Source organism: Dyella humi (assembly GCF_044904605.1).
Taxonomy (GTDB): Bacteria; Pseudomonadota; Gammaproteobacteria; order Xanthomonadales; family Rhodanobacteraceae; genus Dyella_B; species Dyella_B humi.
In genome coordinates this window covers 688,305-703,977 of sequence record NZ_JADIKI010000021.1, presented here as the reverse complement: position 1 = coordinate 703,977, position 15,673 = coordinate 688,305, and the positions used below count along the sequence as shown (strand labels likewise).

Sequence of the window (15,673 nt, the reverse complement as noted above, 5' to 3'; positions counted from 1 at the left end):
GGGACATCATGATCGATCCGCAAATGTTCCAACTCGTGTGTTTCTATGCCTTCGCCGCGGTTACCGTGGCGGCGGCACTCTCAGTGATCACACTTCGCAACTCGGTGCACGCCGTGTTGGCGCTGGTGCTCACCTTCTTCAGCACCGCCTGCATCTGGATGCTGGCGGAGGCAGAGTTCCTTGCCATCGCGCTGATCGTGGTCTACGTCGGTGCAGTGATGGTGCTGTTCCTGTTCGTGGTGATGATGCTGGACATCGACCAGGAAAAACTGCGCGAGGGCTTCGTGAAGTTCCTGCCCGTCGGCCTGATCGTGGCAGTGGTGATGTTGCTGGAAATGCTCGGCCTGATCGGCGTGCGCGTAATGCATGCGCAGACGATGGGCGAGAACCCGGCCACCGCCGCCGGCATGTCCAACACCGAGTGGCTGGGCATGGCGCTGTACACGCAGTACCTGCTGCCGTTCGAGGTCGCTGCGCTGATCCTCACCGTAGGCGTGATTGCTGCCGTCGCGCTGACGCTGCGCCACCGCGCAGGCACGCGCAAGCAGCAGGCCAGCGAGCAGGTGGCCGTGAAGGCCAGCGACCGCGTGCGCATCATCAAGATGGCAGCGGAGCGGCCGGTCGATAGCCAGCCCGCGCCGGCTCAGGAGTCGAAGCCATGATTACGCTTTCGCATTACATCGTGCTGGGCGCGATCCTGTTCTGCATTTCGGTGGCGGGGCTGTTCATCAACCGTAAGAACGTGATCGTGCTGTTAATGGCGATCGAGCTGATGCTGCTCGCCGTCAACATCAACTTCGTGGCCTTCTCCCGCTTCGGTCACGACGTGGCGGGGCAGGTTTTCGTGTTCTTCATTCTCACCGTGGCCGCCGCGGAATCGGCGATCGGCCTGGCGATCCTGGTGTTGCTGTTCCGTAACCGCAGCACGGTCAACGTCGCCGAAATCGACAGCATGAAGGGTTGAGCATCATGGAACTTTCCTCCTCCATTCTGTTGACCATTGCGCTGGCGCCGCTGGTCGGCTGCCTGCTGGCCGGGTTCCTCGGCAAACAGATCGGCCGCGTCGGTGCGCATAGCGTCACCATCCTGGGCCTGCTGATTTCCTGCGGCCTGTCGTTCTATGTGCTGTACCAGATCACCGCGGGCGGCGCGCCGGTCTACAACCACAACATCTACACCTGGTTCGAGATCGGCAAGTACACCGCCAGCGTGGGCTTCCTCATCGATCGCCTCACCGCGATGATGATGGTGGTTGTCACCTTCGTGTCGCTGCTGGTGCACGTGTACACCATCGGCTATATGGCGGATGACGATGGCTACCAGCGTTTCTTCAGCTACATCTCGCTGTTCACCTTCTCGATGTTGATGCTCGTGATGAGCAACAACTTCCTGCAGCTGTTCTTCGGCTGGGAAGCGGTGGGCCTGGTGTCGTACCTGCTGATCGGTTTCTGGTTCAAGCGCCCGACGGCAATCTATGCCAACCTCAAGGCGTTCATCGTGAACCGCGTGGGCGACTTCGGCTTCCTGCTCGGTATCGCTGCGATCCTGTACTTCCTCGGTACGCTGGATTACGCCACAGCATTCGCATCGGCTCCGACCTTGGTGGGCAAGACACTGACGCTGACCCAGAACATCCACTGGGATGCGGCCACAGTAATCTGCATCCTGTTGTTCGTCGGCGCGATGGGTAAGTCGGCACAGGTGCCGCTGCACGTGTGGCTGCCCGATTCGATGGAAGGCCCGACCCCGATCTCCGCGCTGATCCACGCCGCGACGATGGTGACGGCCGGCATCTTCATGGTGGCGCGTATGTCGCCGCTGTACGAGCTGTCGGAAACTGCGCTGAGTGTTGTGTTGGTGATTGGTGCAACAGGCGCGCTGTTCACGGGTTCGATCGGCATCGTGCAGAACGACATCAAGCGCGTGGTGGCGTACTCCACACTATCGCAGCTTGGCTACATGACGGTGGCGCTGGGTGTGTCCGCCTATTCCGGCGCGGTGTATCACCTGATGACGCACGCGTTCTTCAAGGCGTTGCTGTTCCTCGGTGCTGGCTCGGTGATCATCGCCATGCACCATGAGCAGGATATGCGCTACATGGGCGGTCTGCGCAAGTACATGCCGATTACCTGGATCACGATGTGGGTTGGTGCGCTGGCGCTGTGTGGTGTGCCGTTCTTCTCAGGTTTCTATTCGAAGGACTCGATCATCGATGCCGTGCACGAGTCGCATCGCTGGGGTTCTGGTTACGCATATATCTGCGTGATAGTCGGTGCCTTCGTGACTGCGACTTACACGTTTCGCCAGATGTACATGACTTTCCATGGCAAGGAACGTTTCAAGGTGGTCGAGCATCATGACCATCACGATGCACATGGTCACGACGATCATCATGACGATCATGATCATCACGAGCCGGGCGTGCTGCATCATCCGCCGAAGGAGTCGCCGTGGGTGGTGACGCTGCCGTTGATCCTGCTGGCCATTCCGTCGCTGTTGGTGGGCATCTTCACCGTACAGCCGATGCTGTTCGGCAACTGGTTCGGTGGTGCCATCCATGTGGATGAAGCCAATAACGTGCTCGGCGAAGTCGGCAAAGAATTCCATGGTTCGCTAGCAATGGCGCTGCATGGGTTTACCCAGCTGCCGTTCTTCCTAGTGCTGGCGGCGTTCATCATTACCACCTACATCTATTTGTTTAATCCGCCGGTGGCTGACAAGATCAAGAGCGCACTTAAGCCGCTGTGGACTATCCTCGACCGCAAGTACTGGGTAGACGACATCTACTTTGCGATCTTTGCCCGCGGCGGTGTTGCGTTGGGTCGCATGTTCTGGAAGGGCGGCGACGCCGCGGTTATCGATGGTGTGCTGATCGACGGTTCGGCAAGCCTGGTTCAGCGCATCGCCGCGAGCATGCGCCGTGTCCAGTCCGGTTATCTGTACCACTACGCGTTTGCGATGATCCTTGGCCTGATCCTGCTCCTGGGCGGATATTGGCTGGTCGGGCAGCACTAAAGGGAAGCGAGCTCCATGTTCAATCATCTGCTCAGCCTGCTGATCTGGCTGCCCATCGCAGGCGCCGTGCCTGTCCTGCTGGCCGGCTCCAGTCGTCCCAATACAGCCCGTTGGCTGGCCTTGTTGATGGCGGTGCTTACTTTCGCCGTCAGCCTGTACCTCATCCCGCAGTACCACCCGGATGCGGCCGGTATGCAGCTAGTCGAAAGCCATCTGTGGATCGAGTCGCTGAACGTTCACTACAGCCTCGGCGTCGACGGCATTTCTGTCGCGCTGATCCTACTGACCACCTTCGTGGGCATTCTGGTGATCGTGGGCGCCTGGGAAGTAATTCAGGACAAACCGCATCAGTACATGGCCGCCATGCTGGTGCTGGAAGGCTTGATGATCGGCGTGTTCTGCGCCACTGACGCCTTGCTGTTCTACGTGTTCTTCGAGGCGATGCTGATCCCGATGTTCATCCTCATCGGCATCTGGGGTGGTCCGCGTCGCGTCTACGCGACTTTGAAGTTCTTCATCTACACGTTCTTCGGCTCGATCTTCATGCTGGTAGGTCTGATCTACCTGTATCTGAAGGCGGGTACGTTCGATCTGCACACGCTGGCCACACTACCGCTCAGCTTGACTGAGCAGAGCTGGCTGTTCTTCGCTTTCCTGCTCGCCTTCGCGGTGAAGGTGCCGATGGTGCCGGTGCATACCTGGTTGCCGGATGCGCACGTGGAAGCGCCGACCGGCGGTTCGGTGGTGCTGGCTGCGGTGATGCTGAAGATCGGTGGATACGGCTTCCTGCGTTTCAGCCTGCCGATCGTGCCGGACGCCTCGCATCACTTCGCGTGGGTGGTGATTCTGCTCAGCCTGATCGCCGTGGTCTACATCGGCTACGTGGCGCTGGTACAGGAGGACATGAAGAAGCTGGTGGCGTACTCGTCCGTAGCGCACATGGGCTTCGTGACGCTGGGCATCTTCATCGCCTTCATGCTGGTGCGTGAGCAGGGCAATACCGATGCCGCGCGCCTCGGCATGCAGGGCGCGATGGTGCAGATGATCTCGCACGGCTTCATTTCCGGCGCGATGTTCTCGTGCATCGGCGTGTTGTATGACCGTCTGCACACCCGCCTGATCAAGGATTACGGCGGTGTGATCAACGTGATGCCCTGGTTCGGTTTCCTCTACGTGTTTTTCGCCATGGCCAACTGCGGCCTGCCGGGCACCAGCGGTTTCGTGGGCGAATTCATGGTGATCCTGTCCAGCTTCAGCGCCAATCCGTGGATCGCGCTGTTCGCTGCCTTCACTCTGATCATCGGCGCGGCCTATACGCTGTGGCTGGTCAAGCGCGTGCTCTGGGGCGAAATCACCAATCCGCACGTGGCGGAGATGAAGGACATCAACGGCCGCGAGTGGTTCGTGTTGGGTGCGTTCGCCGCCGCGGTGCTGGTGCTGGGCGTCTGGCCCGAGCCGCTGACGCATTTGATGGACAACTCGGTGAACCAGCTCGTGCAAGTGCTCGCCATTCACAAGGTTTGATCGAGAACAACTATGCCGACTATCAACGACATTTTAATCATGCTGCCGGAATTTTTTCTGGTGACGGCAGCGTGCGTTCTCCTACTGGCCGATGCCTTCATGAAGCCGGCCGAGCGCGTCTACCTGCACTGGTTGTCCATTGGCGTACTGGTCGTGACCGGCTACTTGGTGCTGCGCTACCAACCCGGCAGCGCGGTAACCGCGTTCAACGGCATGTTCATTCGCGACGGCCTGAGCACAATCCTCAAGCTGTTTGCGTTGCTGTCCACCATCCTGGTCTTCATCTACGGCCGTCCCTACATGGTGGACCGCAAACTGTACGTGGGCGAGTTCTACACGCTCATGCTGTTTGCGGTGATCGGCGTGATGCTGCTGGTGTCAGCCGGCAACCTGGTGATGGTGTACCTGGGCCTGGAACTGCTGACGCTGTCCTCGTATGCGCTGGTGGCGCTGAATCGCGATTCCAGCCTGTCCTCCGAAGCAGCCATCAAGTACTTCGTACTGGGTGCGTTGTCCTCGGGCATGCTGCTGTACGGCATGTCGATGGTGTACGGCGCCACCGGTACGCTGGATCTGGTGCAGCTGCATACGGCAGCACTGCATAGCGCGATGCCGCACCTGCTGGTGTTCGGCCTGGTGTTCATGGTGATCGGCGTGTCGTTCAAGCTCGGCGTGGCGCCGTTCCACATGTGGATTCCGGATGTGTATGAAGGCTCGCCCACGGCGGTAACTGCGTTCATCGGTTCGGCTTCCAAGCTGGCCGCATTCGGCATGGCGTTCCGCTTGCTTGCCACGGGCATGGGCGATTTCGCGCCGCAGTGGCAGATGATGTTGTCTGCGCTGGCGGTGCTGTCGCTGGCGATCGGCAACGTGGTCGCCATCGTGCAGAGCAACCTCAAACGCCTGCTTGCCTATTCGACCATTTCGCACATGGGTTATCTGTTGCTGGGCCTGGTCAATGCTGGTCCGGAAGGTTATGCGGCGGCGATGTTCTACGCGGTCAGCTACGCACTGATGTCTACCGCAGCGTTTGGTGTGATTCTCGCGCTGAGCCGCGCAGGCTTCGAATGCGAGAACATCGATGATTTCAAGGGCCTGAATCAGCGTGCGCCGTGGATGGCCTTCCTGATGATGCTCTCGCTGTTCTCGCTCGCTGGCGTGCCGCCGATGTTTGGCTTCTTCGCTAAACTGCTCGTGTTACAGGCGGCCATTCATGCCGGCATGATGTGGCTGGCGATCGTCGGAGCGGTGTTCGCCATCATCGGTCTGTATTACTACCTGCGCGTGGTCAAGGTGATGTATTTCGACAAGCCCGAGGCTGGCACCGAAGTGCGTCTTCAGCCTGATTTCACGCTGCGCGTGACTTTATCGCTGAATGCGTTGGTGCTGCTTGCGCTGGGCTTGTACTGGGGCCCTCTGCTTGGTTGGTGCAAGCAAGCCTTCGTGGGTTGAGGATGTCATCCACACGAAACAAAGTCTGAGAAAAACGACGCGAAGGCTTGCAAGATTTCTGCCATATCGCTAATATTCTCGGACTCTGATGCGGGGTGGAGCAGTCTGGCAGCTCGTCGGGCTCATAACCCGAAGGTCGTAGGTTCGAATCCTACCCCCGCTACCAGATCTTTCTTGGACAAGAAAGCCTCCTCGCGAGGCTTTTTTGTTGGGCGCAAGGATGCGAACGCGCCCGTCCGGGTGATAATCACCGGGTACGGCGCAAGGAAAGGCTTGGCAGAGCAGGACATCGGCAAGGTAAGGGAATGGGCCGTTCGCGCCCATTTTTTGTTTCCGGCAACGGTATCGACGAGAGTGGACACACAAGCGCTAGCACGACGCTTCACCGAGGTTTTGGCGGATCTTCAGCTGGAATGCCTCGGCGTGGAATTCAGTCCTTCGCAGGGACAGAGTACCTTGCGTGTGTATCTCGACGCCGATGGTCGTGAGGTCAACCTCGACGATTGCGAAGCGGCTAGCCGCGAGTTGTCAGCGCTGCTCGACGTGGAAGACCCGATTCCCGGTCATTACGTGCTGGAAGTGTCCTCGCCAGGTATCGACCGACCGCTGTTCACGTCCGAGCAGTTCGTCAAGGTGATCGGGCAGGAAGTAAAGGTGCTATTGAAGGCACCGTTGGAAGGTAGACGCCGCCTGCGCGGCAAGGTCGTTTCGGTGGAAGGCAGCCGGATCGGTCTAGAAGCTGAAGGCAAGGTATTTCAATTCGAGCACGATGCGGTGGAAAGCGCGCGCATCGTGCCGGACTGGGCAGCGCTCGGTTACGTGCCGCAGCCCAAACCCGGTGGTCGCAAACCGGGAAAGAAGAAAGGTTAGAAATAGGTCAATCTGTCGATGGGACGCTGGAGAGGCGTTCATGGAGTGGTTGCAATGAGCAAAGAGCTTTTGCTGGTCGTTGATGCGGTTGCCAACGAAAAAGGCGTGTCGCGCGACGTGATCTTCCTCGCCATGGAAGCCGCGTTGGCGTCGGCTGCAAAAAAACGCTATCCAGACGAGGATCCGGATATCCGTGTCTCCATCGATCGCAACACCGGCGACTACGAAACCTTCCGTCGCTGGGAAGTCATCGCTGACGATGGCGAGATGGAATCGCCGTTCCGCCAGCTGCGCCTTATGGACGCGGTGGATGAGCGCGCAGAAGCGCAGGTAGGCGACTACATCGAGCAGCAGATTGAAAACGCTGAATTCGGTCGCATTGCAGCTCAGGCGGCCAAGCAGGTGATCGTGCAGCGCGTGCGCGAAGCCGAGCGCCAGCAGGTGGTGGACGCGTTCAAAGATCGCGTAGGCGAGCTGGTCACCGGTATTGTCAAGCGCGTCGAGCGCGGCAACGTCTACCTCGATCTCGGCGGCAACGCTGAAGCTTTCATCCCGCGTGACAAAACCATTCCGCGCGAATCGCATCGCGTCGGCGACCGTGTGCGCGGTTATCTGTTCGAAGTGAAATCCGAAGCGCGCGGTCCGCAGCTGTTCGTGTCACGCGCAGCGCCAGAATTCATGATCGAGCTGTTCAAGCTCGAAGTGCCGGAAGTCGGGCAGGGGCTGGTCGAGATCAAGGGCTGCGCCCGCGATCCGGGCGACCGCGCCAAGATCGCCGTGGTCGCGCACGACAGCCGTACCGATCCTATTGGCGCCTGCATCGGCATGCGCGGTTCGCGCGTGCAGGCAGTGTCGAACGAGCTCAACGGCGAGCGCGTGGACATCATCCTGTGGCACGAGAACCAGGCCCAGTACGTGATCAACGCGATGGCGCCGGCCGAAGTGCAGTCCATCATCATGGATGAAGACAAGCACTCGATGGACATCGCGGTGGCTGAGGACAAACTCTCCCAGGCCATCGGCCGCGGTGGCCAGAACGTGCGCCTGGCCAGCAAGCTCACCGGCTGGCAGCTCAACGTGATGACCCAGGACCAGGTCGCCGCCAAGAGCGAAGCCGAGCAGGAAGCCTCCCGCCAGCTGTTCATGGACAAGCTGGAAGTGGATCAGGAAATTGCCAACATCCTGGTGCAGGAAGGTTTCTCCAGCGTCGAAGAAATCGCCTATGTGCCGAGCGCTGAACTGCTGGCCATCGAAGGCTTCGACGAGGATATCGTCGAGGAACTTCGTGCTCGCGCCCGCGACTCGCTGCTCACGGAAGCGCTGGCGGTGGAAGAAACCCTCGACGAACACCAGCCTTCGCAGGAACTGCTGGAGCTAGATGGCATGGACGAAGCGACCGCCTATGCGCTGGCCGAGCGCGGCGTCGTGACAATGGACGATCTGGCCGACCTCGCTGTCGACGACCTGATCGATATCGATGGCATGAATGAGGATCGTGCCGCGGCACTCATCATGGCGGCGCGTGCGCCGATGATTGCGCGGCTGGAGAAGGGCGGCTAACCGCGGTGCGGCAGCGCCCCGGATGGGCGCGCCGGGAGACCGCGAGGTCTCCACCAGGGATGGAGGTGGCCGTGCAAGAAAAGGTTTTTGTACGGACGATAAGCGCGGGAACGGCGGAGAAAGAATCACGATGTCGGACGTCACAATCAAACAACTGGCCCAGGTTCTGGGCATGCCCGTCGACCGGCTGCTAACGCAGCTGGGCGAAGCAGGCATGAAATTCTCGAACCCTGAGCAGGTCATCAGCAGCACCGAGAAGGTGAAACTGCTGGGCTTTCTGCGTCGCACGCACGGCAAGGCCGATGCCACTGTCGAAGTGGAGGATTCCTCGCCGCGGCAGATCACCTTGAAGCGCCGCAAGATCAGCGAGCTGAAGGTGTCCACGCCGGGCGGCGGGCGCGGCGCATCCAGCGCCAAGACGGTGAACGTGGAAGTGCGCGCCAAGCGCACCTACGTCAAGCGCAGCGTGATCGCCGAGGAAGCCAACGCGGAACCCGAGCGCGAGGATGCGCTGCGCCGCCTGCAGGAATCCCAGCAGCAGCGCGAGCATGAAGAACAAGAACGCGTCGATGCCGAGCACCGGCGCCAAGACGAGGCGCGCCAGCGCGCCGAAGAAGAAGCGGCACGACGTGAAGCCGAGGCAGCCGAGCATGCGCGCCAGGAAGCCGCGGCGCAGGCTGCCGTTGAAACGCAAGTCGAGCAGGCCGAGCAGCAACAGGCCAACGTGGTGGAAGAAGAATCGGTGCGTGCGCCGGAACCGGCTGAGCCGGAGGAAGAGAAAGTGCCCGAATCCCCGGCTGCTGTGCAGCGCATTGATCCCAGCTCGCTGGGCATGATCCTGCCGCGCATCCATGAGCCGCGTAAGCGCGAGAAGAAGCCCATCGCAGTGGCGCCCGCTCCAGCGCCTGCTGCGGCTCCTGCCCCCGCGCCTGCCAGCACCGCCGATCGCGGCAAGTCAAAACACAATTTCCGCGACCGCGAAGAAGCCGTGGGCGGCAAGCGTTTCGCCGCTGGCGAACTGCATCTGTCCGATGCCGACCGCGCACGTCGTTCCAAGCGCGGCAAGGGCGGCAAGTCCAACGTGCGCGAAGCAACGCGCGGCGGTGCACCGGCTTCGGGTGGGCAGCACGGCTTCTCGCGTCCCACCGCACCGGTGGTGCGCGAAGTGGTCGTGGGCGACACCAACGGGGTCGCCGAGCTCGCGCAGAAGATGGCGGTCAAGGGTTCGGAAGTGGTCAAGGCGCTGTTCAAGATGGGCGTGATGGCCACCATCAACCAGACCATCGATCGCGACACCGCCATGCTGGTGGTGGAAGAACTCGGCCACAAAGCCGTGGAAGCCAGCGAGCAGGGCGCCGAAGCAGCCCTGGCCGCACACACACAGAGCGCGGAGTTGGAAGGCGAGCGCGAGCCGCGTCCGCCGGTGGTCACCATCATGGGCCACGTCGACCACGGTAAGACCTCGCTGCTGGATTACATTCGTCGCACCAAGGTGGCCTCCGGTGAAGCGGGTGGCATTACCCAACACATCGGTGCGTATCACGTGGAAACGCCCAAGGGCGTTATCACCTTCCTGGATACCCCGGGCCACGCCGCGTTTACCGCGATGCGCGCGCGCGGTGCGCAGTCCACGGACATCGTGGTGCTGGTGGTCGCCGCCGATGACGGCGTGATGCCGCAAACCCAGGAAGCCGTGCAGCATGCGCGTGCCGCCAAGGTGCCGCTGATCGTCGCGGTCAACAAAATGGACAAGTCCGACGCCAACCCGGACCACGTCAAGCAAGGCCTTGGCAATCTCGAAGTGATTCCGGAAGAGTGGGGTGGCGACACACCGTTCGTACCGGTATCGGCCAAGACCGGTATGGGTATCGATAGTCTGCTCGACGCCATTTCGGTGCAGGCCGAAGTGATGGAGCTGACCGCCGTGAAGGACGGCCCGGCCTCGGGCGTGGTGATCGAATCCAGTCTCGACCGCGGCCGCGGCCCGGTAGCCACCGTGCTGGTGCAGCAGGGTACGCTCAAGCGTGGCGACTTCGTGGTGTGCGGCATCGAATACGGCCGCATGCGCGCGTTGATCGATGAAACCGGCAAGACCGTGCAGGAAGCCGGTCCGTCGATTCCCGTGCAGGTGCTGGGTCTTTCCGGTGTACCGGAAGCGGGCGACGATTTCGTCGTCGTGGCCGACGAGCGCCTGGCGCGCGAAGTGGCTGCAGAACGCCAGTTGAAGCGTCGCGAGACGCGCATGGTCAGCAAGGCCAACCGCCTGGAAGACATCATGGCGCAGATGGGCCAGGCAACCGAGCAGCAGACGCTCAACATCCTGGTCAAGGCGGATGTGCAGGGTTCCGTGCAGGCATTGCGCGATTCGCTCAGCCAGATCGGCAACGAAAACGTGAAGGTGAACGTGATCGCGGCCGGCGTCGGCGGCATCACCGAATCCGACGCCACGCTGGCGGCGGCTTCGAAGGCGCTGGTCATCGGCTTCAACGTGCGCGCCGACGCGTCGGCACGCAAGGTGATCGATACCGCTGGCTTGGACGTGCGTTATTTCTCGATCATTTATGACGTGATCGATCAGGTGAAGCAGGCGGCTTCGGGTTTGCTTGGCGTGGAAGTGCGCGAAGAAATTATCGGTATTGCGCAAGTGCGCGATGTGTTCCGCAGCTCCAAGTTCGGCGCCGTGGCCGGTTGCATGGTCACCGAGGGTTCGGTCAAGCGCAACAAGCCGATCCGCGTGCTGCGCAACAACACCGTGGTCTTCCAAGGTGAACTGGAATCGCTGCGCCGCTTCAAGGATCTGGTGGACGAAGTCCGCTCCGGCATGGAATGCGGCATCGCCGTGAAGCAGTACAACGACGTAAAGGTGGGCGACCAGATCGAGTGCTTCGAGCGTATCGAAGTCGCTCGTACGCTGTAAGCCACGTAACGACTTCCTCTCCTCTCTGGGGAGAGGATTAGAGTGAGGGGCAGTCTAGCCTCAAGCTAGCTGTCTCTCACTGCTATTCCGGTCTGCGCCGGAATGACAAGCAAGCAGCACGCTTCGCACGAACATTTCTCCATCACGAGCATTTGTCCCATACATGCCTTCCCGCGACTTCAAACGCACAGACCGCGTCGGCGCCGAACTTCGTCGTGAGCTCGGTTTGCTGGTGCACGCCGCCGTGCGTGATCACGGCCTGCCTTCGTGCAGCGTGTCGGACGTGGAAGTCACGCGCGACCTGGATTGGGCCACCGTGTGGGTTACCGCGCTGTTGCCTCAGCAATCGAAAGAAGCGGTGAAGTCGCTCAACGAACTGGCCGGCGAGTTCCGTCGTTCGCTGTCGCGCAGCATGCGCATTCGTCGTGTGCCGGAGTTGAAGTTCAAGTACGACGACTCGGTGGACAAGGGCGAGCGGATTGATCAGTTGCTACGGCAGAATCCGGCACAAGAGCCGGGCGATAGCGAAGACTGATTCTCTACGCGGATGTTCCTTGCCGTCATTCCGCGCCTTCGCGGGAATGGCGCCAGGGCAAGATTTGAGTTTCCAGGTAGGGGCTGAAGCCTCGAACACATATCGCCGTATCCCATGAGCCGCCGCCGCAACCGCCCCGATGCCCGTGATCTGCACGGCATCCTGCTGCTCGACAAACCGCTAGGGATGAGCTCGAACAAGGCGCTGCAGATCGCCATGGCCATCTTGCGCGCGGCCAAGGGTGGGCATACGGGGGCGCTCGATCCATTGGCTACCGGTCTGCTGCCGCTGTGCTTCGGCGAAGCCACCAAGCTGGCTGGCAACCTGCTCGGGTCGCGCAAGGCTTATGTAGCCGAGTGCCGCCTGGGCGTCACCACGACCACGGCGGACCTGGAAGGCGAGATCGTCGAACGGCGTCCGGTCCCCACGCTGGACGAGGTGGCCATCGAAGCCGCCCTGGCGACCCTGCGGGGGCGCATCGTGCAGGTGCCGCCGGTGTATTCAGCGTTGAAGCAGGACGGCGAGCCGCTGTACCTCAAGGCGCGCCGGGGCGAAGTCGTGGAAGTGCCGCCGCGCGAGGTGGAGATCGACCGGCTGGAATTGGTTTCCCGTACTGAAGACACGCTGACGCTCCACGTGGAATGCGGTTCAGGCACCTACATCCGCAGCCTGGCGGTGGATCTGGGCGAGAAGCTGGGCTGCGGCGCCCACCTCAGCTCCCTGCGACGTCTGTGGGTGGAGCCGTTCCGCGCGCCAGTCATGGTCAGTCTGGATGAGCTGCGCGAGGCGGCCGGGCAGGGCAGTGAGGCTGAAGATGGGTTGGTGCTGCCCGTGTCGGCAGGGGTGGCGGATTTCCCGGCACTGCAGCTCGATGCCGTCGCCAGCCAGGCCGTCTCACAAGGCCGTCAGATCGACTGGCCTGCCGATCGGCGGGCCGAACGATCCGCCGCCTTCGACAGCGACGGGCGCCTGTTGGCCCTGGTTGATTGTGATGAACAGGGGCGGATACGCATCCTCAGGGGCTTCAATCTCCCTTCTCAGTCTCCTTCAGGAAGAGGACCGGGGTGAAGGGCCGATCTTGCCGAGCAGCAAATTCTCTCCGGGGAGAGGTGGCAAATGTAAAAAGCCCCGTTTTTTAAGGTCTTGTTGCGATACGCCGGCCCTCGGTACAATACCGTGCTTGATTTAGTACTTTCACTCAACTTGCCGGAGCTTGCGCAACGTCATCAGGCGGTGACGTTGCGCAAGTTCCGCACCTGTTTTTTTAAGGAAGACACCATGTCCCTCACTGTAGAACAGTCCAGCAAGATCATTGCTGATTTCGGCCATGCGCCGAACGACACCGGCTCCACGGAAGTGCAGGTTGCCCTGCTTTCCGCTCGCATTGAGCACCTTACCGGTCATTTCAAGACGCATAAGCAGGATCATCACTCCCGTCGTGGTCTGCTGAAGCTGGTCAACCAGCGCAAGCGTCTGCTCGGTTACCTGAAAGACCGCGATCTGGGCCGCTATCAGAGCCTGATCGAGCGTCTCGGCCTGCGTAGGTAATTTCCGCGCTCATCCGTGATCGCTAAAGCCAAAAAGCGGCCATTCCTGGCCGCACTTTTAAATTCAGGACATCCAAAGTGGCGAAAGTAACCAAGTCATTCCAGTACGGTAGTCACGAAGTCACACTGGAGACGGGCGAAATTGCCCGCCAGGCTTCAGGCGCCGTCATGGTCAGCATGGGCGGCACCGTGGTGCTGGTCACCGTGGTGGCCGCGACCAAGGCCAAAGACGGGCAGGATTTCTTCCCGCTCACCGTCGACTACGTCGAGAAGTTCTATTCCGCCGGCCGCATTCCCGGCGGTTTCTTCAAGCGTGAAGGCCGCCCGACCGAGAAGGAGACGCTTACCTCGCGCCTGATCGACCGTCCGGTTCGCCCGCTGTTCCCGGAAGAGTTCAAGAACGAAGTGCAGATCATCGCCCAGGTGATCTCGCTGAACCCCGAAATCGATGGCGACATCGCTTCGATGATCGGTGCCTCGGCCGCGTTGTCCCTGGCCGGCATCCCGTTCAAGGGCCCGATCGGCGCCGCGCGCGTTGGCTACGCCAACGGCCAGTATTTGCTGAACCCGACCGCGACGGAACTCAAGACCTCCGATCTGGATCTGGTCGTCGCCGGCACCGCCAACGCCGTGCTGATGGTGGAGTCCGAAGCCAAGCTGCTCAGCGAAGAAGTGATGCTGGGCGCGGTGGTGTATGGCCACAAGCAGTTGCAGTCGGTAATCACCGCCATCAACGCGTTCGTGGCAGAGGCCGGCCGCAAGTCGTTCAAGTGGGAAGCGCCGGCTCGCAATGACGCGCTCTTCAACGACATCCAGAGCATCCTCGGCGATCGCCTGGAAAAAGCGTTTGCGATCCGCGACAAGCTGGAACGTCGTGACGCCATCGCCGCACTGAAGGCCGACATCAAGACCGGCATCGCCGAAACCGCTGCTTCTCATGGCTGGAGCGATCTGGACGTCAGCAACGCGTTTGCCGAGATCGAATATCGCACCATGCGCGACGGTGTGCTGAAGACCAAGGTGCGCATCGACGGCCGCAAGCTGGATGACATCCGCCCGATCTCTGTTCGCGTGGGTGTACTGCCCCGCACGCACGGCTCGGCGCTGTTTACCCGCGGCGAAACCCAGGCGCTGGTCGTGGCTACGTTGGGCACCGCGCGCGATGCGCAGATCATCGACGCGCCGGAAGGTGAGTCGAAGGATCCCTTCCTGTTCCATTACAACTTCCCGCCGTTCTCGGTGGGTGAGGCCGGACGCTTCGGCGCGCCGAAGCGTCGCGAGATCGGCCACGGTCGTCTCGCCAAGCGTGGTGTGCAGGCGGTGAAGCCGGCGATGGAAGAATTCCCGTACGTGCTGCGCGTGGTCTCCGAAATCACCGAGTCGAACGGTTCTTCGTCCATGGCTTCGGTCTGCGGCTCCTCGCTCGCGCTGATGGACGCCGGTGTGCCGCTGAAGGCGCCGGTGGCCGGCATCGCCATGGGCCTGGTGAAGGAAGGCAGCGATTTCGTCGTGCTGTCCGACATCCTGGGCGACGAAGACCACCTCGGCGACATGGACTTCAAGGTGGCCGGTAGCGCCGAAGGCGTGTCCGCGCTGCAGATGGACATCAAGATCGAGGGCATCACCGAAGAGATCATGAAGTTGGCGTTGGAACAGGCCAAGCGTGGTCGTCTGCACATCCTGGGCGAAATGGCCAAGGTGCTGGACACCCCGCGTTCGGAGATGAGCGAGTTCGCCCCGCGCCTGCTCACCATCAAGATCCACCCGGACAAGATCCGCGAAGTTATCGGCAAAGGCGGCGCCACCATCCGCTCGATCACCGAAGAAACCGGTACCACCATCGATATCACCGACGATGGCACCGTCGTGATCGCCTCGGTCAACCGTGAAGCGGCCAACGCCGCCAAAGCACGCATCGAGCAGATCGTTTCCGACGTCGAGCCGGGCCGTATCTACGAAGGCAAGGTTGCCAAGCTGATGGACTTCGGCGCGTTCGTCACGATCCTGCCAGGCAAGGACGGTCTCGTGCACGTTTCGCAGATTTCCAACGAGCGCGTGGAGAAGGTCTCCGACAAGCTCAAGGAAGGCGACATCGTCAAGGTGAAGGTGCTGGAAGTGGACAAGCAGGGTCGTATCCGCCTGTCCATGAAGGCGGTAACCGAGGACGAAGGCGCGAGCGTCTGAGCGCTTTTCTGACAAGCTGATCGCCGAAAACGCCCGCGCTTCGTAGCCGGGCGTTTTCGTTTCCGCAAG

The 15,673-nt window shown here is 61.2% G+C and carries 12 protein-coding genes and 1 tRNA gene; all 13 read left to right on the top strand.

The window, feature by feature from the left end:
- Positions 1-8: 8 nt before the first annotated feature.
- On the top strand, positions 9-662 hold the full coding sequence (locus ISP18_RS03710; protein ID WP_380017129.1) for an NADH-quinone oxidoreductase subunit J: 654 nt from the start codon (positions 9-11) through the stop codon (positions 660-662).
- On the top strand, positions 659-964 hold the full coding sequence (gene nuoK / locus ISP18_RS03705) for an NADH-quinone oxidoreductase subunit NuoK (RefSeq protein WP_325364855.1): 306 nt from the start codon (positions 659-661) through the stop codon (positions 962-964). Before ISP18_RS03710 ends, nuoK begins: the two co-directional genes overlap by 4 nt.
- A gap of 5 nt (positions 965-969) precedes the next feature.
- A complete protein-coding gene (nuoL, locus tag ISP18_RS03700; RefSeq protein ID WP_380017126.1) occupies positions 970-3,015 on the top strand; it encodes an NADH-quinone oxidoreductase subunit L in 2,046 nt (681 codons plus the stop codon).
- Between the two features lie 15 nt (positions 3,016-3,030).
- Complete coding sequence (locus tag ISP18_RS03695; protein WP_380017124.1) at positions 3,031-4,539, top strand: NADH-quinone oxidoreductase subunit M; 1,509 nt, start codon at positions 3,031-3,033, stop codon at positions 4,537-4,539.
- Between the two features lie 12 nt (positions 4,540-4,551).
- Entirely contained in the window at positions 4,552-5,991 is a 1,440-nt protein-coding gene (gene nuoN / locus ISP18_RS03690; protein WP_380017122.1) for an NADH-quinone oxidoreductase subunit NuoN, read from the top strand.
- 89 nt (positions 5,992-6,080) lie between these two features.
- Positions 6,081-6,157 (top strand) — tRNA-Met (locus ISP18_RS03685).
- 107 nt (positions 6,158-6,264) lie between these two features.
- Positions 6,265-6,861: a ribosome maturation factor RimP gene (locus ISP18_RS03680; RefSeq protein ID WP_380017120.1), complete on the top strand. Its 597-nt coding sequence runs from the start codon at positions 6,265-6,267 to the stop codon at positions 6,859-6,861.
- Positions 6,862-6,915: 54 nt separating this feature from the next.
- Positions 6,916-8,421, top strand: coding sequence for a transcription termination factor NusA (gene nusA / locus ISP18_RS03675; protein WP_380017118.1), 1,506 nt, complete (start codon positions 6,916-6,918; stop codon positions 8,419-8,421).
- 130 nt (positions 8,422-8,551) lie between these two features.
- Positions 8,552-11,338: a translation initiation factor IF-2 gene (gene infB, locus ISP18_RS03670; RefSeq protein ID WP_380017116.1), complete on the top strand. Its 2,787-nt coding sequence runs from the start codon at positions 8,552-8,554 to the stop codon at positions 11,336-11,338.
- A gap of 163 nt (positions 11,339-11,501) precedes the next feature.
- Positions 11,502-11,873 (top strand): 30S ribosome-binding factor RbfA, encoded by a 372-nt coding sequence (gene rbfA / locus ISP18_RS03665; protein WP_380017114.1) that lies wholly within the window; start codon positions 11,502-11,504, stop codon positions 11,871-11,873.
- A 114-nt stretch (positions 11,874-11,987) separates the two neighbouring features.
- Entirely contained in the window at positions 11,988-12,941 is a 954-nt protein-coding gene (gene truB / locus ISP18_RS03660; protein WP_380017112.1) for a tRNA pseudouridine(55) synthase TruB, read from the top strand.
- Between the two features lie 210 nt (positions 12,942-13,151).
- On the top strand, positions 13,152-13,421 hold the full coding sequence (rpsO, locus tag ISP18_RS03655) for a 30S ribosomal protein S15 (RefSeq protein WP_380017110.1): 270 nt from the start codon (positions 13,152-13,154) through the stop codon (positions 13,419-13,421).
- Positions 13,422-13,498: 77 nt separating this feature from the next.
- On the top strand, positions 13,499-15,604 hold the full coding sequence (gene pnp / locus ISP18_RS03650; protein ID WP_380017108.1) for a polyribonucleotide nucleotidyltransferase: 2,106 nt from the start codon (positions 13,499-13,501) through the stop codon (positions 15,602-15,604).
- The last annotated feature ends 69 nt before the right edge of the window (positions 15,605-15,673 follow it).

What these genes read in the sequence shown, in the direction of transcription:
- truB (WP_380017112.1), top strand. Translation starts at nt 11,988, where the DNA reads ATGAGCCGCCGCCGCAACCGCCCCGATGCCCGTGATCTGCACGGCATC.
- rbfA (WP_380017114.1), top strand. Translation starts at nt 11,502, where the DNA reads ATGCCTTCCCGCGACTTCAAACGCACAGACCGCGTCGGCGCCGAACTT.
- infB (WP_380017116.1), top strand. Translation starts at nt 8,552, where the DNA reads ATGTCGGACGTCACAATCAAACAACTGGCCCAGGTTCTGGGCATGCCC.
- nuoK (WP_325364855.1), top strand. Translation starts at nt 659, where the DNA reads ATGATTACGCTTTCGCATTACATCGTGCTGGGCGCGATCCTGTTCTGC.
- ISP18_RS03695 (WP_380017124.1), top strand. Translation starts at nt 3,031, where the DNA reads ATGTTCAATCATCTGCTCAGCCTGCTGATCTGGCTGCCCATCGCAGGC.
- ISP18_RS03710 (WP_380017129.1), top strand. Translation starts at nt 9, where the DNA reads ATGATCGATCCGCAAATGTTCCAACTCGTGTGTTTCTATGCCTTCGCC.
- nusA (WP_380017118.1), top strand. Translation starts at nt 6,916, where the DNA reads ATGAGCAAAGAGCTTTTGCTGGTCGTTGATGCGGTTGCCAACGAAAAA.
- nuoN (WP_380017122.1), top strand. Translation starts at nt 4,552, where the DNA reads ATGCCGACTATCAACGACATTTTAATCATGCTGCCGGAATTTTTTCTG.
- nuoL (WP_380017126.1), top strand. Translation starts at nt 970, where the DNA reads ATGGAACTTTCCTCCTCCATTCTGTTGACCATTGCGCTGGCGCCGCTG.
- rpsO (WP_380017110.1), top strand. Translation starts at nt 13,152, where the DNA reads ATGTCCCTCACTGTAGAACAGTCCAGCAAGATCATTGCTGATTTCGGC.